The organism is Bacteroidales bacterium, from assembly GCA_013141385.1.
Lineage (GTDB): Bacteria > Bacteroidota > Bacteroidia > Bacteroidales > Tenuifilaceae > UBA8529.
On record JABFRB010000013.1, the window covers coordinates 1 to 26,468 of the forward strand.

The window sequence follows — 26,468 nt, forward strand, 5'->3', positions numbered from 1 at the left end:
ATTAACGCCATCCGCTGCAAGCTGGTCAACAGGGTATTTGCTGCGGTCAAGAGGCAGACACCCTTTGTAAAACTTTATGAACATAATTTTGATTAAAAATTTGTTTGTATCTTAGAATTCGATATAATTTTTAACACAGAGATTTTAAGTTTTGGTTCTAACAAAATGGTTGTTTTAATAAGATACAGACTTACCATAATGATGTTTATTGATATTGAGAAGCACGGATAACACAGAGGTTTGTTGATTCTGCATAAATGCAAAATCAACAATGCTCCTTAAACTCTCATTTTTTCAATGTAACTCCTTGTTTCGAACTGACGTTAATTAAGAAAATATCCTTTAAAATAATTGCCATTTCGCTTTTGATAAACAATTTTCGAATTATCAAACGAAAATATTATCATACATTTACATCTTCAAAATAAATAGAACGATAAGCATGGCTGAGATAGGAAAACTAAACAGTTTAAGGATTGTAAAAGAGGTTGATTTTGGACTTTACCTTGATGGTGGTGAGCATGGTGAAATTCTTTTGCCCAAAAGATACGTGCCTGAAAATGCCAAACCTGAGGATATTCTTGAAGTGTTCATCTATCTCGACTCTGAGGATAGAGTTATTGCAACCACCGAAACTCCACATATTATGGTTGGTGAGTTTGCATGCCTTAAAGCTGTTGCAATTACTTCAATGGGAGCATTTCTGGATTGGGGTTTAATGAAAGACCTATTCGTTCCTTTCCGAGAGCAAAAACAAAAAATGGAGGAGGGAAAATGGTATGTTGTGACCGTTTACCTCGATTACGATTCAAAACGATTGGTTGCATCTGCCAAGATTGAAAAATTTCTTGATAATCTTCCACCTGAATATGATGCAGGTGAAGAGGTTGATTTGCTTATTTCAGGTGAAACCGATTTGGGTTTCAATGCAATAATTAACAACAAACATTCAGGGGTACTCTACAAAAACGAAGTTTTTCAACCTCTTAAAAAGGGTGATAGAATTAAAGGTTTTATCAAAAAGATTCGAGAGGATGAAAAAATCGACCTCCTTCTACAAAAAGCGGGATACCAAAAGGTTGATGATATATCTATGAGAATTGTTGATATTCTTAAGGAACATAAAGGGTACATAGCAATTACAGATAAAAGTGACCCTGATACAATCTACAATTTTTTCGGGGTAAGCAAGAAAACATTCAAGAAAGCTATTGGATCTCTTTATAAATTTAGAGTTATTTCCATTGAAGATAAAGGTATAAGACTTCTTTAAAATTTTAAACATTAAATAGAATTGGAGCAAAGCATTAGTATCCCAAAATAAGGGCATGCTTTTTATATATTATTGTATACATCAATAAATAATTATTACACATTGCGTTAATGTTTTGTTAAAGCTTACTAAGATTCTTTTTTCTGTTATCAATATTCCATATTTTTATAAATTATTAAGTTTCTAATACAAAATCCTATGATTAAAAATTTAATCAAAACCGCCCTTCGAAATCTATACAAAGATTTTGGTTATAGTAGCTTAAACATTTTAGGCTTAACCATAGGAATAACAAGTGCACTATTCCTAATTATCTACGTTGCAGATGAGATTAGCTATGATCGGTACAATGAAAAGGCCGATAGAATCTATAGGGTATCATCTCACATCACCGAACCCGACGATCAATTTACTTGGAATGTTGCTCAAATACCATTTGCACCTCAAGTTGTGCAGGATTACCCAGAGGTTCAATCGTTTGTAAGATTCATAAATTTTCCTAGATTACTTTTTAAGTTTAATGATAAGGAATTCTACGAAGAAAATTTTTTCTATGTTGATTCAACAGTATTCGATATTTTCACTTATAAAACTGTAAAAGGAAATCCCAAGGCTGCACTTCTTGAACCCAATAAAATAGTTCTTACTGAGAAAATTGCAAATAAATACTTTGGCAAAACAGATCCAATTGGTAAAAGTCTTATTGCCGGAGACAAGTCTTACGAAGTAACAGGTGTTATAAAGGATGTCCCAACCAATTCACATTTTCGGTTTAATGCTCTAGCCTCAAGGAAAAACCTACCTAAAGAAATAGGGAGTTGGGGAAATTTTGGGGTATTTACCTATTTGCTTTTCCCAGAACATTTTAATGTTAAAGCATTTGAAACCAAAATTCAAGGAATGTACCCCAAGTACATGGCTCCTATATTTGAAAAGATAAATATTAAGATTGAATATAAACTTGAACCAATTACGAAAATACACCTGTACTCAACAAATGCAGGGGAACCAGAACCAACAGGAAGTATTACATTCGTTTATGTTTTTTCTGTAGTTGCCCTATTTCTAATTCTAATAGCAGCGATGAACTACATGAATCTTGCAACAGCACGATCATCAAAAAGGGCACGAGAGGTAGGGCTCAGAAAAGTTGTAGGTTCGCGCCGAAGTATGTTAATCTTTCAATTTCTATCAGAATCAACTCTATTTACAATTATCTCATTAATATTAAGTTTTATTGCTCTTGCTCTGCTACTGCCCAAGTTTAATCTACTAGCAGGTAAGTCATTCGACCTAACTATTCTATCAAGTCCAACCATACTACTAAGTATAATTGCAATTATCATTGCTGTTGGAATATTTGGAGGAAGTTACCCAGCCTTCTACCTTTCAAGATTTAGTCCAGTAACCGTTTTCAAGGGTGAGATAACCCAAGGTAATGCTGGCAATATGTTTCGTAAGATATTGGTAGTAATCCAATTTGCCATATCTATTGCAATGATTGTGTGTACGCTTGTAGTTTTCAAACAGCTTAATTTTCTAAAAACAAAGGATCAAGGATTTGATCAAAGGAATGTTATTGGACTACAGCTAAATGAAGCAATGATTAAGAAATATCCCGTTTTTAAGCACGCAATGCGCGAAAATCCGAATATTCTCTTTGTAGGCTCAACCAACACATCTGTTGGTGAAGGTTCTGCTAAGGTTATCTTTAAGATGGAAACCGATCAAGGCATGGTGGATAAGGGTGTGAATTTCGCTGTAGTTGACCCTGATTTTGCAAAGGCATTAGGTATTACAATTATAAAAGGAAGAAATTTTCAGGAGGATATGCCTACCGATACTTTAACGGGAGTAATTATCAATGAAACTCTTGCAAAACGTATGAATTGGGCAGACCCAATTGGAAAAAAAGTTGAACTTGGCAGGTTTATACAAGGTCATGTTATTGGAGTTATGAAAGATTACCATCAGACTGGAATGTACAACCAGATAGAGTCTTTACTATTGATTTACCGCCCTAATAACGAAATTATTTACGCTAAGCTAAGCGATAAAGATGTTCAGGGAACATTACGTTTTATTGAAACTAAATGGAAAGAAATTTTCCCCGAAAAACCTTTTGAGTATAAATTCCTAACCGAAAGATTTAACCAACAGTTTAAAGCGGATGAGAACCGTGGTTTAATATTTACTCTATTTACAATTCTTGCAATTCTGATTGCCTGTTTAGGACTCTTTGGATTAGCATCGTATATGGTTGAGCAACGAACAAAGGAAATTGGTATTAGAAAGGTTGTTGGGGCAAGCGAGGGAGTTATTGTTAGAATGATTTCGAAGGAGTTTATAACCTTAATTATTATCTCAATTGCTATTGCATTCCCAATTGCGTTTTACCTAATGAGCGATTGGCTTCAAAAGTATGTTTACAGAACAAACCTTGGTGTAATGATATTTATTCTCGCTGCAATCATTACTATTACAATAACCTTTATTACAATAAGCTATAAGGCTTATAAAGCGGCTAATCTAAATCCTGCAAGTTCATTAAGGACTGAATAATTAACTGATTAAACAACAAGAAACCCTGCTCGTATAGCGGGGTTTTTCTTTGATCTATATCAGCATAATAAACTAATGACGACACAAATTGTTGTATTAATAACTTTAAATAAACACTTATGCCTTTAGATTTATCAATACTTCAATCTTTAAAAGATTTAAAAAGCACAGATCAAATGCCAACTTTATTCATTGGGCATGGAAGCCCTGTGAACGCTATTGAGGACAATCAATACCGAAGAAGTTGGCAGGAATTAGGAAAAGCCCTACCAAAACCCAGCGCAATACTTTCAATTTCGGCACACTGGATTACACACAGTACTACAAAAGTTACTGCAATGGAAAAGCCCAAAACCATCCACGATTTTGGTGGATTTCCAAATGAACTATACCAACAGGAGTACCCAGCATTAGGGTCTCCAACATTTGCAAATGAGACCATAGGAATGGTAAACAATCCCCCAATACAATCGGACTTTGAGTGGGGGCTCGATCATGGTACATGGTCAGTATTGCTTCCAATGTTTCCCAAAGCGGATATCCCTGTTTACCAGCTAAGTATTGACTATTCCAAGTCCCCTCAGTTCCATTATGATTTAGGCTTACAATTAAAATCACTTAGAAATAAAGGTGTTTTAATCCTTGGGAGTGGAAATATTGTGCACAATCTCGGTACGATGAATTTTTCAAATAAAACTTACGACTGGGCAGAAGAGTTCGATGCTACAATCAAAACACTTATCGATAGTTCAAATCATCAAGGAGTAATAGATTTCCAGCGTTTAGGACACGTGCTCAAATGGCACATCCCTCCTACGATCATTTTATTCCTTTACTCTATATTCCTGCATTACAAGAAAAGAGTGAAAATGTAAACTACTTCAACGAATCTTTTGATTTGGGTTCAATTTCAATGCGCTCATTGGTTATTTCCTAGAGTTTTCAATTTCAACTCTTTTAAAAATTGTTAATAATAATAGTCGTACGGAATAATTTTTGTTGCATAATAATGTTTTTAACCAATTCGTTTATAACTTTGCCTTAGTTAAAACATATTATTATGAAAAAGCATGTGGTTTTAACGTTGATTCTTGTAAGTGGTTTTGCTTACCTCACCAACGCTCAACTTGTAAGTAATCTGTATTCTATTTACAATCCTATTAGCCAACAGAATAGTTCATCGGATACAGCAATATTTTCGCCATACGGCATTATTAAACCGGGTAAACCTGTATACAATGTTACTTTTGGTGCTGGGTATACCTCATTAGGAAGAGGAATGGGATTTTCAAGTTCATCAGTATCACCCACTGTTGCTTATGCTCCAAATGAGAAACTTCAGATTGTTGCTGGTGCTTCATTTTCCTATACGAATTTTAATAACATATCAGCATTTAATAGCACTGCCGCTAATGGGAATATGCAACAAACAGGCGGGAATCCAACACAAGCATTTGCTTACGGGCAGTACCAGTTAAATAATCGGTTTAGCGTTTATGCAATGGGCTCATTTGCTAAAAACCAACTCTATTTTTCACCCTTTAATGCAGGTATTGGCAGAGCCGATTATCAGCAGATGGGCGTTGGATTTAACTACAAACTTAGTAGTAGGGTTAACATAGGTGCATCGGTAAACTTTACAAATGGTTCTGGGTATATGGGTGTATCACCAAATGGGTTTAACTCTTATGGCCCAATGTTTCCATAGAAATAGCTATTTAATCTTAAATATTCAAAAACGAAAAAGTCTGGCTTTAGCCAGACTTTTTCGTTACTAACTATTATTTAACCTAATCTGCTTTATAAACGGATTTGTGCTCATCATTATTGTTCTGTATTGCATCTTTTGAATCATTATTTTCGTTTAGCTCCACTTTTTTTAATGATGAGAGGTCAACTTTCTCAACTTCTTGAGGAGTATTTGTGCTTGTAACCCAGATTGTACCTGTTCTAAAAACATATACATTACGGAAATTGTCCCAGTAGAAATTGTAGCGAGGGAAATAAACCCAACGATGCCTGTAGCTAACCCTTGGTGCCCAATGTGGGTGATATACTCTTGCTTTTCTAAAATGATGGTTTTTGCTTTTTACCACTACCACTTTTCCGTTTGGATGTCTTTCATTACTCCTATTTCTCTGGCTATTTGCCGGTTTATTAAATGCGATGAGTGAAAAGACAATTATTAGTAAAACTGTTATCTTTCTAAATGAGTTCATAGTCGTATTTTTTATTTGTTGTTTTTTGCTTTTGTTACTAGTACAACTTGAATTGCATTTACCCTAATTTTTTTGAATAGTATTTTTTAGATGACAATTTTCAGGCCAAAGTCTTGAGAGAAAAACCAATTCGTATCGATAATAAAAAAGCCACCTCAAAGGGTGGCTTAATATGTTTAAAGTAAAATTGATATCTAATCCTTTTGCGTAGCCAAAATCATTTTTACATGTAACTGGTTGCCAATATCCAAAATCGAAACTAGATCCTGTAGCTGAATGGTTCTATCGGCCCGAAGAATTACTGTTGTATTCTCAGGGTTTTGTACTAACTTTTGGATGCTTGGCATTATTGCATCAAAAGGGATTGGCTTATCGTTCAAAAAATAGTTTAACTCTTTTGTAACCGAAAGGTTAATGGTTTGTTTGGAAACCTTTTGAACATTAGCAGATGCTTTAGGTAGCATTAGCTGAATAACCGATGGGTTTACAAGGGTTGATATTATTAAGAAAAACAGCAGCAAGAAAAACATTATATCGTTGAGCGAAGAGGTGTATACCTCAGCATGCATCTCACGTTTACGTTTTAGTATCATCGTTTATCAATTAACTTTTGATGTTTATTATCCACGGCTACGAAGAAGTGCCATAAGCTCATTGGACTGCTTTTCCATCATCGATGTAATTCTATCGATTTGGGAGTTTAGAAGGTGATACCCTGCAAAAGCAATAATACCAACAAGTAATCCCGAAGCAGAGGATACCATCTTCTGGTATAAACCTCCGGATATAATCCCAATGCTAATGTTATCGGTTAGGGAAATATTGTAGAATATTTTGATAACGCCGAATATTGTTCCTAAGAATCCGAACATTGGAGCAATGGTTGCAATTATTCCAAGATAGTTAATTCCACGGCTAAGCGAGTCTATCTGTTGGTGTGCTTCGGCCTCCATTGCATCCTGAATATCCCTGATTGTAAAGCCCATTGTATGTAGCCCAGCAGCTAAAACCTTACCCACTGGCTGATTAGTGGTTTCACAGGTGTTAATTGCCATCTCCAATTTACCCTCTTTTAGCATTGGATTGATTGTACTGACTAAGTTCTGGGTTCTTGATGCACGCTTGAGTATTGTCCAACGCTCGAATATCACCCAGAAACTTACCAACGAAAGAAAAAAGATTGGGATAAGAATCCAACCACCTTTCATTATTATCTGGAACATATTCTCAGCGTGCTGGCTAACAACCGGTTGTTGAATGTTTTGTAACAGAATAGAAGACACCATAATCGATTATTATTTAATAATTTATTTTCAAGATATCAGTTGTAAAGATATTTACTATAACATTAGCTACAAAGTTAAAATGAATTATTCATCTCTTTATTGTGTAAATAATAAAAAATGTGCCTTTAAAAATAGTTAATGACTCCAAAAGTATTATAAAAAAGCCGCAAAGGATTTAATGTCCTTTGCGGCTTGAATCAATCCTAAACCAAACCTATTCAACAACTAATGAAACATCAAGAGTAAAAATATCATCGATTACTTTATCTCCTAAATTTTCGAAAAAAGAACCTGAACCGTAACGTACATCAAATTTTGAACGGTCAACTGGAATGCTTGCTGTATAAACATTTCCGTTTCTAGTAACGGTAAAGGATATTGAGTTAGTAATCCCTTTAATGATAAGTTTGCCTTTAACTTCCGCTTGATTATTAACAAAAACAGAACTCTCAGTAATAGCTAATGAGGCAACAGGGAACTTCTCAACACCAAAAAAATCATCTGACTTTAAATGTCCTATAAGTTTCTGATTGTAGCCAGCATCAGCTAAGTCATCATTCGTGATACTTTTCATATCAATGTTGAAAGTACCATTCGCTAGCTTATTATCCTTAATGGTTAGCATTCCATCAGTAAGTTTAATATGGCCATGATGCTGTCCAGCCACCTTCTTTCCAGTCCATTTCAGCTCTGTTTTCTCAGCATTTGCTTTGAAATCTTGAGCATATACTGTCCCAGTAATTAAAAGAGCCAATACAATAAAAAACATCTTTTTAGTAATCATATTATTAAAGTTTAAAATTAGTTCGTTGAATGTTTAGTTACATTGGTAATAACAACGATAAACATATTTTTGTTTAATGAATTAATAAAAAGATAGAAGATACTTATTAAGCTTAAGTTCCAAGAATGTGAGTGGAGAATTATTCTATCGCGGTATATATCTAGCAATACGTCTTGCCAATCGCCTAAACTTGAAGCGTTCCATGTAGCTACTAATCATTCTTAGTACATTGAACCATAAAACGAGGTAGAAAATAAATGACATGAACCACAGCGCAATAGTATTAAACCAAAAAGTTGGGATGAAAAGCGAGCCAATTCTTTTTTCAGGAGCAAAAAGATGAGCACGACCATTAATTGCAGTCGGGGAAGCATAAATTGGGTTATATCTGCGAATAAGCCTATACCCCACCTCTTCTATCTGATTACCTTCATTTGAGTTTAGCACAAGGCTATTAAGGGCTTTATTATTATAGCTAAGGTTTAGCTGATAAATAGCATTATTATCACCAAGTTTGCGCGACAATTCTTCGTAATGAGCATCTTTCCTTTGGCTTGCCCGTTCAAATGAGGATGAAAAATATGTACGAAGTTGGGTTAGTATATTTTTTGTTTTATTGATATCCTCAACGGAAACTCGATGTGGGTTTAAGATAGAGGTGTCTGGAAAAACAAGGTTCTTAATAGAATAATCTCGTGAAATCAGATACATCTCATTCTGTATAATCTTTAAATTCCGATTAATATGGGGTGTTTGCTTGTTTAGAATAATATCCTTAAGCGATTCATCAATTAGAATCTGAAGTTTAGGTATTAGAAATGATGCGTAATAATTATCGGTACTTAACTCCTTATCATATTCATAAAATTCTTTCTCAAACCTATTAGCGGTATACTGGTGTACACATAAAGCTTCGTAAGACCATCGGCTAACCATTATATCCCCAATAACTGGCACATATTCAGGGTTTGATATTTTCTTATGCAACTTGTTATAGTTAACAATTACTCCGCTAAAAAGTAGCTGTGGAACAAGAATCAAGGGGATCATCACATAGATTGAAACCACAGAGTTTAGTGCGGCAGAAATATTTAGACCTATAAGATTTGCACATACTGCTGTTGAAAAAAGTATTAACCAATGGCTGAAAATCATTCCCTTTATTTCAAGGATTGTGTTACCAACCAGCACAAACAGCAAAGTTTGAATTGCTGAAAAGATGATTAGTACTAATACCTTAGAATTAATATAGCTGAAATAGCTGAGGTTTAGGAATTTCTCTCTTTGTCGTACTTTTCTATCCCGAATAATCTCCTCTGCGCTAATGGTTAATCCTAAAAACAATGTAGCCACAACGCTCATAAAAAGGTAACTGGGAATATTATCGTTATTGCTATAGATATACTCATCGGGGTTGTTAAGCGTACCACCGATGAATTTCGTAAAGTATCCAAGAATAATAGCAAGTAATGGAGCAGCAATAAGGCTAATATACATAAACTGTTTATTCACCAATTTGCTAAACAGATTCCGTTTGAAAAAAATCCACATCTGCTTTCTGTGGGATGGTATACTAAAGCCACTCTGAGGCAAAGGAGCCTTTCCATCACAATTTGTTAAAGTGATTTTGCTTTCGATATTTTTCTTATACAGCTCATACCACTCCTGAGCTGTACGCTTTCTTTTTCTGGTTAATTTTCCATACTCGTTAACCACACGAGCTTCAACAATTCTTAAAATCTGTTCGGTATTAACATTACCACATGTTAGGCATTCGCTCTCTTCGGCTTTTAGGTAGTGTGCAATTTGCTTGAAGTATACCACTGCACCCATTGGATTTCCCTGATATATGACTCTTCCACCATGATCCATCACTATTATCTTATCGAAGAGTTTGAATATATCCGATGATGGTTGGTGTATGTTTGCAAATACAATTTTCCCCTTAAAAGTCTGCTTCTTAAGCATCAGAATTACTCGTTCCGAGTCCATTGATGATAAACCCGATGTAGGTTCATCAACAAAAAGAACTGCTGGTTCGCGGAGTAGCTCAATAGCCATGTTCAATCGCTTGCGTTGACCACCGCTAATAAACTTATTAATGGGATCTCCTACCTTTAAATCTTTTGCCTCAAGCAGATCAAAGTCCAGAATTGTTCTATCAACAAGATCACGTATTTCAGCATCCGTAAATTTGCTAAAACAGAGGCATGCGCTAAAGTAGAGGTTTTGGTATACGGTTAACTCCTCAACCAGTAAATCATCCTGAGGAACATAGCCAATTAGTCCCTTTAAAGCCCATTTTTCTTTATGTAAATCGTATCCATTAATTATTATCGATCCTCCTGCGGGCTTTAAATTGCCATTCAGAAGGTTAAGAAGGGTAGATTTTCCAACTCCACTTCCACCCACAATGCCAACAAGCTGTCCAGAATGAACACCAACCGAAAATGGATGAACACCATCAAGACTGGCTTTGTGTTTATATTCAATATTATAGGCATTTAGGGTGATATATGATTTATTCAAATCTTGAATAAATGCACTTGCAATCTTAGAATAGTAAATTGGATTAATTCGCTGATTACGAATAACTGCTCCAACGCCAAAAATATAGGCCCTCCCTGGTTTTATGTTTCGACTATTTAGGAATAAATCGTTTTCGCCAAAATATTTAACTAAAAAGGTATTTGTGCTTGCAATCCTTAGGACATAAACCTGACCACGTATTCTATCGTTAAAAAGATGTTTTATACTTGGAATTGGGTTGTCCTTGTTATTATCTATGAGAAGTATTTGATCATTCCATGGAATACACGACTGTTCTTCACACAGAATGAATTCTTTGCCATTATTAAATTCAAACTCTTTTATATTAAACTGAGAGGCAACTGATTTTACAAAATCAAGTTTATTCGGTGTATCAATCCTACTATCGCCTATAAATTCAATAAGTTGAAGAATTAACCATACCTTTTGATGCTGCTCAAATTCCTTATTTATAACCGAACTGATTTCAGAAACCCGATCGGATATGGGATATTTATACTCTTGGTCGTTTTGTTGAGTCTGAGTTTCTTTGGTGTGAAATTGAGAAATATAATTGTCGAATTGTTTTAAATATAACTCTACCTGTTCAGAACTGAACTCATTCTCAAGGTAAGCCTCAACAACCTCCCTAGCATAAGGCGAAATACCATTGCGGTCTACATCAACCACAATAGCAAAGAGTTGCATTAAAGCTTTAAGAATTGACTCGTTCATAAATTTGGAAAAGGCAATTCAAAAATAATCTTTTAAATAGAATTTGAAACAAATAATTTATATTTCAAAACATCTTTTTTGAGTAGGCATCTATAAATCACCCTGATTATCTGTGCAATAAAGAATGATGCTATAATGCTAAATATTTATTTTGCTCTGCTAATATTCAAAAAAATATATATTTACAAAAAAGAGTAACAATGAACCCTTCCCTTTTTCAGCTACCAGTTACTGAACCTGTAATTGTATTTGGAATTGTACTTTTTGTAATTCTTGCAATTCCAATGCTGTTTTCTCGTTTACGAATACCTGAGATAATCGGATTAATCCTATCGGGAATGATTTTAGGCCCTTTAGGATTTAATATTCTTGCAAGTAAGGGTAGCATTGAACTTCTGGGAACTGTTGGTCTGATGTATCTTATGTTTTTAGCTGGACTAGAGCTGGATATTCACACCTTTGCCAAGTCGCGTAATAAAAGCATAGTATTTGGGGCGCTAACATTTATTGTTCCTCTGGTTATTGGCTATATAGTTTGCTTATGGGTTCTTGGGTTAAATCAAATTGCCTCATTGTTGATTGCAAGCATGTTTTCCACACATACTTTGATTTCTTATCCAATAATAAGCCGTTTCAGAATTACAAAAATTGAACCTGTTGGGGTAGCCATTGGGGGCACCATAATAACCGATACACTTGTTCTGCTGCTTCTTGTTGTGATAACAGCATTGGCAAAGGGCAATTTAACATTTGGATTTTGGGTCTTACTCACTCTAAAAACTCTTATATATTTAGGTTTCATTATATATGTGTTTCCACTTATTGGTAAATGGTTTTTTAGAAACATTACAGGCGAGCCGATAGCCCAGTATATTTTTGTTATTACAATGGTATTTTTTGCAGGTAGCCTTGCCCGGCTAGCAGGTATTGAGCCAATTATCGGTGCCTTTCTTGCTGGAATTGCATTTAATCGACAAATACCCCATTCATCAACCCTAATGAATAGAATTGAGTTTATTGGAAACTCACTATTCATCCCATTCTTCCTAATATTCGTGGGAATGTTCATTAATCTCCGAGTTTTTGTAAGCGGGTGGGAATCGATAAAAGAAGCAATAATTCTAATTTCAGTAGCACTTCTAACAAAATGGTTAGCAGCATATATCACCCAAAAAATATTTCACTATAAACCGGTATATCGAAATCTTATATTTGGTTTAAGCAGTTCACATGCCGCAGCTACTATTGCTGTGATCCTTATTGGTTACCAAATGGGAATTATCGATACAAATATCTTAAATGCAACTATCATTCTAATTCTAGTAACCTGTTTGGTTAGCTCATTTGTAACCGAAAATGCATCCCGACAAATAGTAGTAATTGAAAAACCGCAAGAACAGGTTGCTGAAAATCGGGAAAGAATGCTTGTTCCTATTTCAAACCCTTCAACCATTGATGATCTATTGGAGTTTGCCAACTACTTAAAAACCCACCATAGCCAAGATCCAATTTACACCCTAATGGTGGTTAAGGATGAGGAAGAAGTAGCTATTTCCAAAAGCATAATGAATAGAGCTATTGAAATTGGTTCTGCGGCGGAATACAAGGTTGAAACAGCTACACGGGTTGATATTAATGTTGCATCGGGAATAATACGTGCTTGCAAGGAACTTATAATTACAGATGTTGTAATGGGTTGGAATGGAAATATAAGCCCCAAGCAATGGATTTTCGGCACCATGCTAGAGAATGTTCTTAGTGAAATTCGTCAACCAATTTATGTTGTTGGGATTAAGCACCCATTAAATACAATTACCCAAATTAACGCCTTAGTACCATCATTCGCAGAATACGAAAATGGTTTCACCCACTGGATTAAAGCCTTAAAAAACCTTACTTTACAAACAAATTCCAAACTAAAGTTTATTGTTGAAAAAAATAGTGCCGATAACTTTAAGAGTGCCGTTGATAAATGTAAGCTAAAGATGAATTTTACAATTGATAAAGTAAATGTTTGGGATGATTTCTTTAAAACCAGTACAGGACTCCCAAACAATAACCTTTTGTTTCTTTTAAGTGCCCGGGAAGGCTCCATTTCTTACTCTCAAAAACTCGACAGCATCCCAAAATATATATCAAATCAATTTAAAGGTAAGAGTTTTGTAATTGTGTATCCACCTCAGGCTAAGTTAACTTCAGTTGATTTACGCTCATTCCTAACAGGTTCAGGTCAACTCGCAGTCGAGGAATCACCTACTATAATTGAAAAAGTAAAGTAAAAAACATCAAAAATCACTTTTCACTTTCAACTTTCAACTTTTCATTTTTCACTTTTCACTTTTCACTTATCACTTATCTCTTCTCCCTCTCTATTCTCAACCCAAACCAGCTCCCACTTGTCGAGATTAAAAGCAGTTAAGTAACCAAACCCCTCTCCTTTACCCTTATATACGCACCCAGCATCAATTCCAATAAGACGAACATTTGGAACATTCAATCGTCCTTTTATATAATCAAGATTGGAAGGTGTGTGACCATGGAAAATAATTTTACCAGGAACCAATGTATCAGGAATTTGCTCTGGACGCTTCCAAAGCATGCTTTTTACATCGGAAAAAGGATCTTTTAACCTATAATCAAGTCCTCCATGAACCAACACAAATTTATCATCAACAATTAAATAAGCAGGTAGCGATTGAAAAAACTCCATGTGTCTAGTAGGAATGCAAGGGTATGATCCCTCCTCATAACCTAAGCCAGTCATTTTGGAGTAGCTATTCAAGGTTTCCTCACCTGCGTTAAGCATCCAAAGATTATAGTACATCGAATTACCAATAGATTCAAGTAATAACTGTTCGTGGTTACCCTTAAGGCAAGTTATGTTATAACCCGAATCAATTAACTTTAAAATATAGGTCACAACTCCTGAACTATCGGGTCCCCTATCGATATAATCACCCAGCATAAATATCCTATCGGTTTTAGATATTTGAAGTTTCTCCACCAAAAGATAGGTAAGCGTTTTTATACAACCATGAATATCAGGGATAATATATGTAGCCATAATTGAATGCTTTTTAACAAATATACGATAATAGTTTGTTGTATAATAATGATGTAGTTAATGACAATAGTTCGTTAAAGTTTTATTATTGATTTGTGACATATTTTTTTGTGAAATTTTGTGTTTTCGTGTTTTGGTGGCAAAAATTTTATAATAGCCACAAAATCACCAAGTCACCAAAATACACCAAAAAAATTACCGAACTATTGTAGTGATATAATATGTCACTTATAATGATAACCAATTTATTCAGCAAAACATATCTGATTAACCAATAGCTATCATTTATTGTTCCTTAGCTATATTTCACTACTTTTAAGCATAAATTTCAAATAACAAAACCTATGAAAAACATTTTTCTTCTTGCTATTATTGCACTACTAATCGGTTGTAAAACAAAAACAGAAGTAAGTAAGGTAAATCAATTTACATACGATTCCGCTCTTGCAAAGAGTTTAGGTGCCGATGACTACGGAATGAAAAATTATGTGATGGCATTCCTAAAATCAGGAACAGTAAAGATTACGGATTCAACCGAAAGGACAATTTTACAAAAGGCTCACCTAAAAAACATTCAGCGATTGGCCGATGAGGGTAAACTCATTATCGCAGGTCCATTTCTCGACAATCAGGAGATAAGAGGTATTTTTATTTTCAACGTTGAAACACTCGAAGAGGCAAAAACCTTAACCGAAACCGATCCTGCCATTAAAGCTGGTACTTTAGTTATGGAGTTGCACCCATGGTACGGTTCTGCTGCTCTAGTGGAATCGGTAAAAATTCACCGTAAAATACAAAGGAATAATTTCGGGGAGTAATTTTCATAATTTCTAAAGGATTAAATCACTCCTCACCCTAATAATTAAAATATCACTTATGAAGCAATGGTACGAAACTCTATTTGAAAACTATGGCTTAAAGTACGACAGTGAGAATTTCACTCAAGGAACATTGGGTGAGTGCGATTTTATTGAATCTGAGATAGAGTATAATAAGCAATGTAGAATTCTTGATATTGGTTGTGGAACCGGCCGACACTCAATTGAACTAGCAAAAAGAGGGTATAAAATAACTGGAATTGATTTATCCGACTCGTTGCTTAAACGAGCAAAAGAGAAGGCTTCGAAGCTAGAATTGCAAATTGAATTCCAAAAGCACGATGCAAGAAACCTACCCTTCTCCAATGAATTTGACCTTGCCATAATGATATGTGAAGGGGCTTTCCCTTTGATGGAAACGGATGAAATGAACTTTCAGATTTTGCAAAATGCAGAAAAATCTTTGAAAGATAACGGTAAACTGATTTTCACTACCCTTAATGGTTTATTTCCTCTGTTTCATTCGGTTAAAGATTTTCTTGCATCGCATAAAGAGGATGGAAACGCTTCCTATGATAAAAACTCTTTCGACTTAATGACATTTCGTGATTTTAACATCACATCCGTTAAAGATGATGATGGTAATAGTAAAGATTTAGAATGCACTGAACGTTACTATGTCCCCTCTGAAATTACCTGGCTATTGAAATCGCTGAATTTTAAAAAAATTGATATTTACGGGGCAAAACTTGGTGCTTTTAGCAGAAACGATAAACTAACAACCGAGGATTTTGAAATGCTTGTTATCGCTCAAAAATAGTTTTCGGATAAAGAGCCAAACTCTTCGTTGTTAGGACATCAAAATTCAATGTACAAGCCCAAATTCACGAAGTTGATAATTCTTCATTTTTTTGTGAGATGGTGGTAAAATAATACATACAATCACGTATAAGTTTATGCTCCAATCCCGCAAGGATCAAATGAACCTGATAGATTATCGCATTTTGCGATAGAGGGTATATGCGAGAGTTCCGAATTTTTTAAAAGGTTCGGAACTCTCTGTTTTAACACACCAGACTCTTCCATATCTATCGACTCTGGAAGGTTTTGCGTGTACGGAAAACCCAGTAGAGTTCAAAGAACCTACTGGTGTTTGGTTGTTATTCCCTCCTTCTTTACAACCTCAGTAGCAAAAAGGGTTAATCGTATTCTATGTAACCTTATTGCCTTATTTATCTTTACTCAGGGAAGGGTTTGATTAACAACTCTATTCCATAATAAGGTAATAAGGTAGAATCGTTGTTGTTTGTTTTCTACTAAGGTTGTTCTAAAAAAGATAAGGTTTTTTAGTTGATTTCCGCAATGGCAGGAATGCCCTTTATCGGCATATCAAAATCTATGGCTTATTGCTATTTTTAAAGTAAAAGGAGCGTAGAAATAAATTGCACCACCAACAGAAAAAACCTTATCTCCCTATTCCCAACAACCTTAGTAGCGAAAACGGTTAATCGTATTCTATGTAACCTTATTACCTTATTTATCTTTACTCAGGTTATTTCTGTAATGATAGAAAATATCTTTTTCCAAACCTCTAAATCTAGGATTAAATTGACTGCTGCCAATATATGAGAATTTGTTTAATGTAACATATTTTATAATTAGTCAAAAAATAGTATTGTCTTTCTAAGAAAATGATATTTTTGAAACAGAGAGTGGCATAAATAAGTATATAGTTAAACCTGCATTTTCCATTTGGATAGTATGAAAAAGAAATAAATTTCCAAAAAGAGTGGTTAGATAAATTCTAAAATCCCATCCGCTTATAAGTATCGCAGGTAGTTTTATTAAAAAGTAGTATAAAGAATCAACGGATTCAAATAGTATTGAAAATTTAAGAATAGAATTATTAAAAATAAACCATCATTTATTATGAGCAAAAAGGTAACTAAAAATGAGCAAAATCAAGAGCAAAACGCTGAAAAATATCCTCCCCAAAAATCTAAACCAACAGAATCCCCAACTTTAAACAGAGAAACTACAGCTAAGGAGGATGACCTAATCCATAAAACAAGCCGTACTACTTTTTGGGATTGGTTAACACGAATTAGTGTGGTAGTAACAATATTAGGTGTCTTGGGTCTCTGGTTTGCTTATAATGATTATAAAAACACCAATCAAGAAAAAATTGAAAAAAAGATTGAGGCGGCAAGTTCAGAGTTTAAAAAAAATGCCAAATACGAAAAATCTCTTGAATTATTTAGAGAAATACTTCGTGAAAAACCCGATGATTTAACTGGATATAATATGTTTTTGCAAAAAGCAAAAGAACAAAGAGTCGATTATATAAAAAAAGATTTTCTTGAATGGGCAAAATCTCTGCATCCTACTCCGAATAGGAATGAAGCAAATGATTTATTAAAGCAATATCAATAACTATAACAACAATGAAAAATTTAACAATACTAGTAGTTTTACTATTTTATAGTACAGTGGTTTGTGGACAAAATTCATATATTAAACCATGTATGGATAAAGCTGAGACAGTTTTTAAAAAAGGTGCATATAACGAAGCATATAATTATTATGATGAGTGTTTGATAAATGCCCCAGAAATCGATATTCAATATATAAAAAACAAACAAAGTGAAAGTGCTAATTGCAGGGATCAGTTGCAGAGTGCTGACAATCTTTTTAAAATGAAATTTTATAAAGAAGCTTTAATATCTTATACTGAACTTTATAAAAAAAGCCCTGAGTCTCAATATCTAATAAGCAGGATAATAGAATGCTATGCCAATACTTCAAAAAATTCTCGATCAGAGCAAAATTCGAAATTATCCGATGCTTATAGGGATTCTTTATCCAAACAACAAGTTGAATTACTAAAGGACATTTTGTTACAGATGAAGCAACAATCTGAATCATCGCATTTAAAAGTTAAGCAGAATATGGATTCTATTCTTACACGTATTGATTATGCTGAGAAAAAAAGAAGTGATTCCTTACAGGTAAAGTTAGATAGTATCTTAAAAGAAGTGAAAAAACCCATATTAACACCCAACAAATCCTCTTTTTCCTATCGAGCTATTTTCCCCGGTGTAGCCCAAATCTATAAAGGTCATAAAGTAAGGGGAAGGTTTATAATTGCAGGAGAGTCTATTCTTATTGGGGGGATTTGTGTGAGCGAAGTATTGCGAAAAAGATATGACAGGAATTTCTATGAAACACATAATTCTTATTTAAAGGACCAATACGAGAAGAACGCAAAAAATTGCGAAACAATTCGTAATCTTTCCACATTTGGAGCATCCTTGTTGTACATCATAAGTTTTATTGATGGTTGGTTGCTCCCAGAACAATCGCATATTCAGAAAAATGGAACTAGCCTGAATTTGCTACCCTACGCCTCTTCTTATGGAAACGGACTAACATTATCATTAACATTTTAACAATTAAGGTATGAAAACATTATTTTATTCAGGATTATTACTGATTACTATTATTTTATTTAATAATTGTAAAACAAATGACTATGATACTTTTGCCACGCTTTACGGCGAAGTGAACGATTCCGCAACCGCCGAACCCTTATTAGGAGTAAGCGTGGTGCTAAGTCCTGGTGGTAAGACCAAAACCACGGGGACTGATGGGCGTTTTGAATTCAAAGACCTTGATGCTGCTCAGTATACAATTACAGTACAGAAAGCGGGATATAGTACCAACCGTAAAACTATTACCGCTGTGGTAGGCGAGAGTACTGAAGCGAATATCCCGATGACTAAAGTGAAGTAAAACTCTTAACATATAACACAATGAAAAAAATTATATATTTTATGATAATTGCAACCTTTTTTTTGGGTTGCAAGAAAAACGATAAAGAAACTACTGGAGGAATTTATGGTACGGTTGCAGACAAAACAACAGGAGAACTTGTGCCAACCGTCAGTGTTTCAATTAGCCCTGGGGACAAACCCACAGTAACAGGTAGTGATGGTACTTACAGTTTTGTTGAGTTGGAGGCAGGCGATTACACTATAAGTATTAGCAAAGAAGGATATAAACCTGCAAGTAAATCTATAACAGTTATTGCCGGGAAAAATATAAACGGACATTTTTTGATTGAGCGTATTCCTGCTATAGTTACAACAGACAGAGAGGTACTAGACTTTGGCGAAAACGTTGGGGTAAATACACTTTCATTTAGCATTGTAAACAGCAGTTATATAGATTTGATTTGGTACATTGAACCAGATTGTATTTGGATTAAAGAGGTAAAACCTAGCAGCGGTACACTCAATTTTGGAAGAACAGAAGTAATTACAGTGGTTATAGACCGTGAAAAACTTGTAGGAGGTAATAATGAAACAGTAGTGGTGGTTAAATCGTCAAATGGACGGTCGGAGTTGACGGTGAAAGCAATAGGTGTAGAAAAAACTTTAGCTGGAGTGACCACACAAGATCCGACCAATATTTCTGCAGTTTCAGCACAACTCAACGGGACAATTACTTCCGAAGGCAAACCACCTTATACTGAACGGGGGTTTGTGTATGCAACTACTCCACAACCATCGCTGGGCAATATGATAAGAAAAATTACAGCTCCAGTTAATACCAATACTATTTTTTCAGCAAATGTTGATGGACTTGATTTGAATATAACTTATTATGTGAGGGCTTATGCTACTAACAATATTGGAACAGCTTATGGCAATGAAGTAAGTTTTACTGCAAAGGTACTACCAACGCTCAACACTTTGAGTGTATCTGACATCACCTCTTCCACGGCTAAATTTAATGCAATGATTACTTCGGAAGGTTCGCCTTCCTATAATGAAAGAGGGTTTGTTTTTGCTACTACATCACAGCCAACATTATCAACTACAATAAGAAAAATTACGGCAGAAAAGAATGCAAATACTAATTACTATGCAAATGTCAATGGACTTTCACTTAATACAACTTATTATGTTCGAGCATATGCTATCAATAACGATGGAACAGCGTATGGCAATGAAGTAAGTTTTACAAGTGAAGCAGAATTGGCTACACTAAGTACCAAAACTGCAACTAACATTACAACAACTACAGCTATACTGGGTGGCTATATTATGACTACAGGCACACCCTCTTACACAGAACGTGGGGTTTGCTATGGCACATCGCCCATGCCAACTATTGACAATAACAGCAAAGTTATTATCACAGGAAGCGGAACAGGCAATTTTACCCAACAAGTATCGGGGTTAATTTCAGGCATAAAATATTATGTTCGTGCTTATGCCAAATTGGGAGACTCCAGAGCAGCTTATGGCGATGAAATATCATTTACCACCTATGGGCCTGTTGTTGTAAATACTTTATTGGTAATGGGTGCTGATATTACAACCTCGACAGCTAAAATATTTGGGAATATTTTAAATGTAGGGGTTCCTGCGTATACTGAAAAAGGAATCTGCTATGGGACATCAAACAATCCTACAATAGAAACCGCATCTAAACTTACGGTATCAGGAGCTGGAACAGGTTCATATAGTACCATGATTAACAATTTGGTTGCTTATACCAGATATTATGCTCGTGCTTACGCTATAAATGAGTTGGGAATAGTATATGGAAATACGGTGAATTTCTCAACAAAAATGGAGAAGTCTACAGTCAGTACACAAGCACCTACATTTATATCAGGCACATTGGTAAAGTTTAACGGCACAATAGTAACTACCGGAAACCCAACTTATAACGAACGGGGCTTTATATTTAGACTGAGTTATCTCTTTACGATATCGGATACACAAGTTGTAGTTGCGGGTCAAGGCACTGGTTCATTCACTGCAACTGTTAATTATGACAATAATTATATATACTACTATTCTGTAAAGGCTTATGCGATCAATGCAGATGGGAGCATATCTTACGGAGAAGAGCAATTATTCTGGAATCTTGGATTATAATAGCACTACATCTCTCTATAAAATATCAATGTATAATGAAAAAAATTATATACTTTACAATAGCTGCAACCCTTTTTTTCGGTTGTAAGAAAAATGATAGAGAACCTGCTGGGAGCGTTTGGGGTGTAATTATAAATAAAAATGGTAATGAATATGTGCAATCAGCAAGTGTGCAGATTGACCAAACAGGAAGAAAAACCTTTACTGGAAGCGATGGACGGTACGAATTTAAAGAACTCAACCCAGGGGAATACACTCTAAACATTACAAAAGCGGGTTATATAGCCCAAACAAACTACAAAATTGTAGTTATACCCGGAATAAATACTGAATATAGCCCACAGCTTGAAAAACTACCCCCATCGTTACGGATTATTAATGATAAAGGAGACACTATCAGCGTACTTAACTTTGGCAGCGCAGCTGCCGATATTACTCGCTTGTTTAACATTTACAACGATGGTCTCGAATCGCTCGAATGGCAGATTACAAAAACAGCAATATGGATTCCTACGGTAAGCAAAACCGAAGGAACACTTGAGCCGGGTCTTATGCAAGCTGTTGTAGTAATAATAGACAGGGAAAAACTTATAGGTGGCGATAACATTACCAATTTGTATGTTACATCCAATAATGGCAGCAAGGAACTAAAAATAAAAGCAACAGGAGCAGTAGATGTATTACCCCCACTTAGCACATTTGATGTAACCAACCTCAAAGCAAATGCTGCTGTGTTTAATGGGCAAATTAATAATACCAATTCACCACCTTACACCGAACGCGGTTTTGTATATTCTGCATCCTCAATGCCAACGCTCACCACTACAATTGCTAAAATAACAGCAGAGGTTACACTAAGTAGTCAGTTTTCTAAAAACGTAACAGATCTGATTATTGACCAAAAATACTTCGTAAGAGCGTATGCTATTAACAGTTTAGGAACAGCATACAGTACCAACGAGGTAAGTTTTACCACAAGAAATGGAAAACCAGTTTTAACCACAACACCCTGCACCAATTTAACTACCAAAACTATAACAAGTGGTGGGAATATTACTGATGACGGAGGATTATCTATTGCTGAACGGGGTATTTGCTGGAATACAATGGCAAACCCAACAATCGATATCATTAAAACCTCCGACGGTTCAGGCACTGGTAGTTTCACAAGCAACATTATAGAATTAACACCTAACACTAAATACTTTGTTCGGGCTTATGCGACCAATAGTTTTGGTACTGTTTATGGGAATGAGATAAGCATAACTACAAAGCAAATAGTTACACCCACGCTCAACACTTCTGATGCCACCTCGATAACCACTACCACGGCAATCACTGGGGGTAATTTAACCGAAGATGGTGGAGCAACCATTACCCAGAGGGGTATCTGCTACAGCACAACCCAAATCCCAACCACGGCAAGTAACATAATATTTACTAATGGAACAACGGGAGCATTTACATGTAACCTGACTGGGTTAACTCCTGGCATAAAATATTATGCAAGAGCTTATGCTATTAATAGCGCAGGCACGGGCTATGGGAATGAGATAAGTTTTACTACAACTGCAATAGTTCTTCCCACAGTTATAACTAATGATGCAACGGCAGTAACTACAACCACTGTCATGAGCGGGGGCAATGTAACCAATGATGGAAACGCAGCAATTACTGAAAGGGGAATCTGCTACAGCACAACACCAACTCCAACCACCGCAAACATCAAACTAGTTATATCTGGAACAATGGGGTTATTTACATGTAACCTGCCAGGGCTAACCTCTGGCTTAAAATATTATGCAAGAGCTTATGCTACCAATAGCGCAGGAACAGGTTATGGAAAAGAGATAAATTTCACAACATTTGCTTTAGTTGATAATGATAAAAACTACTATAATGCAATTACAATTGGCACCCAAACTTGGATGAAGGAAAATCTGAAAACAACCAAGTACCGTGATAGTAGTACAATAACTCACATAGCCGATAACACCACATGGACCACCCAAATCACAGGTGCATATTGCTGGTACGACAACGATATCAACAATAAAACCACCTACGGTGCATTGTACAACTTTTACACTATGGTGGATAACCGCAACCTATGCCCCACGGGCTGGCACGTACCTACTGATACCGAGTGGACAACACTTACCGATTATCTGGGCGGCGAGAGTATGGCAGGAGGCGAGTTGAAAGCCATCTCCACACTGTGGAATGATCCCAACACAGGTGCTAACAACAGTAGAGGTTTCACAGCGTTCCCAGGCGGTTACCGTCGTGAAGATGGTAGTTACTACGGCATTGGTAACGGAGGTTACTGGTGGTCGGGTACTGAAGCATGGGATCGTAAACTGTATTACGATCAATCTTCTATCGGTAGATATGACGGCAAGAAGGGTTATGGTCTTAGCGTTCGTTGCGTGAAGGATTAGCAGACAATTCGATTATTTGTTTTATTTTTTAGGAATACTGTCAGTTATATTTATTACCCAAACCCCGTCATGGTTCAAAACCCTGACGGGGTTTGCATTTTCACCAGACGCTTCCAGGTCTATCGACTCTGGAAGGTCTTGCACCTTGGAAAACCCAGTAGAGTTCGAAGAACCTACTGGCGTTTGGTTGATGAAAGGGTGTGTATTCCTTTTAAATGGGTGGGGTGTTAAAAATGATAACCTATTCAAATAAATATTTGTCCTTTTATAGCAACGTAGTTGCGTAATATTGGTAGGAAAGAATCACAGTATGTATTTAAGCTCCGTAGGAGCGAAATATAAATCAACGCATATTTCGCTCCTATGGAGCTTAGAATTTTACGTTATCTGTTTTCTACAAATATTTCGTTCCTACGGAACTTTTTACGGACGATAATTAAAATCAAAAAGTTTGTGTTTTCAATACCCCACCCGACAGATTTAATACTTCCCAAAGAAAAAAATATCAAACCCAAACCCACAACCAAACATACTATCGCAATTTGCGATATTGGTATATGTAAGAGTTCCGAACTTTTAGAAAGTTCGGAACTCTCTGTTTTAACATACTAGACGCTTCTAGGTCTATCGACTCTGGAAAGTCTTGCACCTTGGAAAACCCAGTAGAGTTCGAAGAACCTGCTGGCGTTTGGTTGACAAAAGCAAAAGGATTCGCTGGAAACAAGCATCTCTTTAATATGGAAAAGAGATCCTTCGCTGCGCTCAGGATGACAAAGGATTCATATTACAATTCATCATTATTAAGGAAAAGGGATTGAAGTTTCCAAAACACATTGTTTCTTGTCATGCTGAACGGAGTGAAATCCGAAGGATTCGCTGAAAGCAACCATCTATTATGTTTCAATGCGTAGAAGATCCTTCGCTCCGCTCAGGATGACAATGGGATCATATTACAATTCACAACCCCACCGCCCCACATCATCACAGTATCACAGCAACACATCATCACAGCATCACAGCAACACATTTTTTTAATATTTCGCTTGCATATTTCCGAACATTATTTTAATTTTAAGTTACAAATCGATGTTCTTTTAGTATGTGATTTTTTTATTAACTCTTTCAGGTCATTTTTGATTCTTAGGAGTTGGCATTTAATTCATCTATCTAAAAAACATTAAATTAAAGTTATGTTAAAAAATAATCCTAAAAAAAAGTCATTATGCAGCAATCCAATTCGAACTTTATGAACATGGTGCAATCCGTGCTTGCTAACCTAAAAAAGGATCAATCGCATTGGGAAAGTGAAACGGAAATTGTTACCGAGGTTAACGATGTTGAAAAAGAATTTAATTCCATTATGGAGACCTCAAGCGATATTTTGGGTCTCGATCCTAGGGGCTATACAACGGCTAAGAACGATGCTTTTGATAGCATTACAGCAGGAACACATAAGCTTTGCAAAAAGATGTACGTGTACGCTAGCCGCCATAAGGATAGCGCATTACTATCGCTTGTTGACCATTCGTTGAATTCGCTTTCGGGTGGTATAGAAAAGGATGCAGTAAACCGCTGTAGTGCAATTGTTAAAAGGGCGGAGTCGATGATTACCGTATTACAGCCATTTAAGATAACAGAACCTGAGCTGGCTGCTATCCGTAGGTTGATAACCTCCTATAATGAGCATATCGATGGACGTACGAATACTAAAACTAGTAAGAGTACCCAAATTCAGGATGTTTCTGATCAAATCAGCTCGCTACGCGAACGCCTTATTTTGCTTGATAATCTGATTGAAGGTTTTATTGACGATGATGAGGTGATTACTCGTTATAAAACATCACGGGCAATTATTAATTATGGTCAATCTAAAACATCAAAGGGTAAAAAGAAAGTTACATCGGACACGACTAATACTCCAAGCTAAGGTAATATGAGGTTAAGCTATGATTATTTATAAAGTCGATTAACCGTAAAGCTTCAAAAAATTTCGCAAAGAACGTAAAAGTCAGCGCATTTTTTAGCTGACTTTTGCGTTTTTTGCGTTTTTTGTTTGCATACTCTTTGATTATCAATGCGAATTTAGAGTTGAATAAAATAGCTAATACAATCAATAACTCCGCCTTTTAAGGCGGAGTAAAAGAGAAAAAGGGCATTGGGCTTTAGCCCAACATCGAATATATTATTAATGATAGAATAGAATGAACTCAACATTTTACACTTTTAGGAATATTCCCTAAAAGATATCACTACTGACCGACTAAAATATTATATAATTCATGAAATACTTGATATTACTACATTTAATATATAGGTCGCCCCTAATAGGGCTTGTTTTTCGGTTTAATAAAAATTACTACAAATAGATCGTCGCTCTGCGACTATAAAAAGCAGCATTGCTGCGAATTATTTGTAGAATAAATGATTAAAGTTTAGCTAGAAGCAGCATCGCTGCGACCTATTGATTTTAGATTTTTTCTCAGTTAATAATGAAAAGGCATAAACAAAATTGAAGGCTAAAGCCCATAGAATTTGTTGATTATAACCTCCACCTTAAAAGGCGGAGTTATTGACTTAACCATTAATTGGCATCACTATATAATGTCTATTATGTTTCATTGCAAAACTCTTTCAGGGTTTAAAACCCTGAAAGAGTTAAACACACATGGCACAGTTTTGGGTAGTATAAAGAAGATTGTGTAAACAGGAATTAAAGGGATAATCTCTTGCGCTGAAGTGGAGCGTAGCGGAACGAAGCGCAAGAGATTAATTGAAAAACAAAACTAACTTTAAACCAAAATACACA

The 26,468-nt window shown here is 35.5% G+C and carries 18 protein-coding genes and 1 pseudogene; 13 read left to right on the forward strand and 6 right to left on the reverse strand.

Features of this window, described 5'->3' with window-relative positions; all coding sequences use genetic code 11:
• The first annotated feature begins 442 nt into the window (after window positions 1-442).
• The 4 genes and pseudogenes from HOO91_06525 to HOO91_06540 all read left to right on the forward strand — a co-directional run bounded on the left by HOO91_06525 (window position 443) and on the right by HOO91_06540 (window position 5,543).
• Window positions 443-1,273: a GntR family transcriptional regulator gene (locus tag HOO91_06525; GenBank protein NOU17198.1), complete on the forward strand. Its 831-nt coding sequence runs from the start codon at window positions 443-445 to the stop codon at window positions 1,271-1,273.
• A 198-nt stretch (window positions 1,274-1,471) separates the two neighbouring features.
• Window positions 1,472-3,835, forward strand: coding sequence for an FtsX-like permease family protein (locus HOO91_06530; protein ID NOU17199.1), 2,364 nt, complete (start codon window positions 1,472-1,474; stop codon window positions 3,833-3,835).
• Window positions 3,836-3,954: 119 nt separating this feature from the next.
• Window positions 3,955-4,772 (forward strand): annotated as a pseudogene (gene ygiD, locus HOO91_06535) (4,5-DOPA dioxygenase extradiol).
• Window positions 4,773-4,895: 123 nt separating this feature from the next.
• Window positions 4,896-5,543 (forward strand): hypothetical protein, encoded by a 648-nt coding sequence (locus tag HOO91_06540; protein ID NOU17200.1) that lies wholly within the window; start codon window positions 4,896-4,898, stop codon window positions 5,541-5,543.
• Between the two features lie 82 nt (window positions 5,544-5,625).
• On the opposite strand, the gene HOO91_06545 is transcribed toward HOO91_06540, so the two are convergent.
• The 5 genes from HOO91_06545 to HOO91_06565 all read right to left on the reverse strand — a co-directional run bounded on the left by HOO91_06545 (window position 5,626) and on the right by HOO91_06565 (window position 11,388).
• Window positions 5,626-6,054, reverse strand: coding sequence for a hypothetical protein (locus HOO91_06545; GenBank protein ID NOU17201.1), 429 nt, complete (start codon window positions 6,052-6,054; stop codon window positions 5,626-5,628).
• A 194-nt stretch (window positions 6,055-6,248) separates the two neighbouring features.
• Window positions 6,249-6,647: a biopolymer transporter ExbD gene (locus HOO91_06550; protein NOU17202.1), complete on the reverse strand. Its 399-nt coding sequence runs from the start codon at window positions 6,645-6,647 to the stop codon at window positions 6,249-6,251.
• 27 nt (window positions 6,648-6,674) lie between these two features.
• On the reverse strand, window positions 6,675-7,277 hold the full coding sequence (locus HOO91_06555; GenBank protein ID NOU17203.1) for a MotA/TolQ/ExbB proton channel family protein: 603 nt from the start codon (window positions 7,275-7,277) through the stop codon (window positions 6,675-6,677).
• A 277-nt stretch (window positions 7,278-7,554) separates the two neighbouring features.
• Complete coding sequence (locus HOO91_06560) at window positions 7,555-8,124, reverse strand: YceI family protein (GenBank protein ID NOU17204.1); 570 nt, start codon at window positions 8,122-8,124, stop codon at window positions 7,555-7,557.
• 144 nt (window positions 8,125-8,268) lie between these two features.
• A complete protein-coding gene (locus HOO91_06565) occupies window positions 8,269-11,388 on the reverse strand; it encodes an ATP-binding cassette domain-containing protein (protein ID NOU17205.1) in 3,120 nt (1,039 codons plus the stop codon).
• A gap of 200 nt (window positions 11,389-11,588) precedes the next feature.
• Between HOO91_06565 and HOO91_06570 the strand changes: the two genes are divergently transcribed.
• Entirely contained in the window at window positions 11,589-13,667 is a 2,079-nt protein-coding gene (locus HOO91_06570; GenBank protein NOU17206.1) for a cation:proton antiporter, read from the forward strand.
• 62 nt (window positions 13,668-13,729) lie between these two features.
• On the opposite strand, the gene HOO91_06575 is transcribed toward HOO91_06570, so the two are convergent.
• Window positions 13,730-14,452 (reverse strand): serine/threonine protein phosphatase, encoded by a 723-nt coding sequence (locus HOO91_06575; GenBank protein ID NOU17207.1) that lies wholly within the window; start codon window positions 14,450-14,452, stop codon window positions 13,730-13,732.
• A gap of 344 nt (window positions 14,453-14,796) precedes the next feature.
• Between HOO91_06575 and HOO91_06580 the strand changes: the two genes are divergently transcribed.
• The 8 genes from HOO91_06580 to HOO91_06615 all read left to right on the forward strand — a co-directional run bounded on the left by HOO91_06580 (window position 14,797) and on the right by HOO91_06615 (window position 25,589).
• Window positions 14,797-15,270: a hypothetical protein gene (locus HOO91_06580; GenBank protein NOU17208.1), complete on the forward strand. Its 474-nt coding sequence runs from the start codon at window positions 14,797-14,799 to the stop codon at window positions 15,268-15,270.
• A gap of 58 nt (window positions 15,271-15,328) precedes the next feature.
• Window positions 15,329-16,090, forward strand: coding sequence for a methyltransferase domain-containing protein (locus tag HOO91_06585; GenBank protein ID NOU17209.1), 762 nt, complete (start codon window positions 15,329-15,331; stop codon window positions 16,088-16,090).
• 1,109 nt (window positions 16,091-17,199) lie between these two features.
• Window positions 17,200-17,703, forward strand: coding sequence for a hypothetical protein (locus HOO91_06590; GenBank protein ID NOU17210.1), 504 nt, complete (start codon window positions 17,200-17,202; stop codon window positions 17,701-17,703).
• A gap of 11 nt (window positions 17,704-17,714) precedes the next feature.
• Window positions 17,715-18,719 carry a hypothetical protein gene (locus HOO91_06595; protein NOU17211.1) on the forward strand — a complete coding sequence of 335 codons (1,005 nt, stop codon included), beginning with the start codon at window positions 17,715-17,717 and terminating at the stop codon, window positions 18,717-18,719.
• A gap of 10 nt (window positions 18,720-18,729) precedes the next feature.
• Window positions 18,730-19,062 (forward strand): hypothetical protein, encoded by a 333-nt coding sequence (locus tag HOO91_06600; GenBank protein NOU17212.1) that lies wholly within the window; start codon window positions 18,730-18,732, stop codon window positions 19,060-19,062.
• Window positions 19,063-19,082: 20 nt separating this feature from the next.
• The gene (locus HOO91_06605; protein ID NOU17213.1) at window positions 19,083-21,221 is read left to right on the forward strand and encodes a carboxypeptidase-like regulatory domain-containing protein; all 2,139 of its coding nucleotides are present in this window, start codon (window positions 19,083-19,085) and stop codon (window positions 21,219-21,221) included.
• A gap of 35 nt (window positions 21,222-21,256) precedes the next feature.
• Window positions 21,257-23,662, forward strand: a complete 2,406-nt coding sequence (locus tag HOO91_06610) for a hypothetical protein (GenBank protein ID NOU17214.1) — start codon at window positions 21,257-21,259, stop codon at window positions 23,660-23,662.
• A gap of 1,222 nt (window positions 23,663-24,884) precedes the next feature.
• The gene (locus tag HOO91_06615; GenBank protein ID NOU17215.1) at window positions 24,885-25,589 is read left to right on the forward strand and encodes a hypothetical protein; all 705 of its coding nucleotides are present in this window, start codon (window positions 24,885-24,887) and stop codon (window positions 25,587-25,589) included.
• The last annotated feature ends 879 nt before the right edge of the window (window positions 25,590-26,468 follow it).